This window comes from Paenibacillus sp. PL91, from assembly GCF_012935325.2.
Lineage (GTDB): Bacteria > Bacillota > Bacilli > Paenibacillales > Paenibacillaceae > Pristimantibacillus.
Window position 1 is genome coordinate 1 of sequence record NZ_JABBYG020000070.1, and the last position, 857, is coordinate 857.

The 857-nt window shown below is 51.0% G+C and carries 1 protein-coding gene; it reads right to left on the minus strand.

All coding sequences use genetic code 11. The features are described from left to right. Positions 1–159 precede the first annotated feature (159 nt). A complete protein-coding gene (locus HI950_RS35390; protein WP_169091775.1) occupies positions 160–669 on the minus strand; it encodes a DinB family protein in 510 nt (169 codons plus the stop codon). Positions 670–857: the final 188 nt, after the last annotated feature.

Sequence of the window (857 nt, forward strand, 5' to 3'; positions counted from 1 at the left end):
CCCGTTAGTTGAATGATTTTTTCTTGTTTGAGATTATTATTTGCTATTTAGACAAAACTCCAGTCAGCAACCAATCGCTGCTGTTTTTTTCAACCCGTCTTGTCCTCTCTTCATATCAGTCTATGAACGGGGCGGGAAGGGTGCCATAAAGAAGGACGACTAACTCAAGTAACGATTTCGGATGACCCCCATGTGATGAAGCTCGTGTCCTGCGATGCCGTAAGCGAGGGCGCGCGCCGTAATGCTTACGTTGTTGGCTGTGCCCTTGCGGGACCACGCCTCCGTCGGCAACCCGCGCAGCAGTGTGATCGTCGATTGCCGTACGGCCCGGTAGTCTTCGGCCAATTGCGCGGTTGTCCAGCTTCCGAAAGGAGGAATGAACAATTCCTGGTCGAAACCGGGCAGAGGCGTCTGATCCCCTCTTGCAAATCGGAGCAGGCGGTAGGTCATGACGCGTTCACTGTCTGCGATGTGGCCCACGACTTCTTTTAGCGTCCATTTTCCTTCCGCATACCGATAGGCGCTCTGGCGTTCGGTCAACGATGCCAGCAGCTCGGTCATTTGCTTTTCCTGGGCGAGCAGAATGTCGATGATGTTGCCTTCCGGCACCAACCGGATATACTCGCCGGCGTCCCCGGCGTATTCTTCTTCTGACGGTCTTTGGTTCATGCGTAATCACCTTTCTATGAAGATATAGAAAACTAAAATGCTCTTTCCAATGCTCTACCGCGATTTTTTTGCGAAATTCGTAACTTCGGCATTCTAATGAATTCGCGAAAGAATAGAACTTTCCTTCCAACAATTGAGAGTAAGCAACCACTTAGTTGGTTGGCCGCCACGCTAAACTGCCCGTTAGC

What these genes read in the sequence shown, in the direction of transcription:
- HI950_RS35390 (WP_169091775.1), bottom strand. Translation starts at nt 669, where the DNA reads ATGAACCAAAGACCGTCAGAAGAAGAATACGCCGGGGACGCCGGCGAG.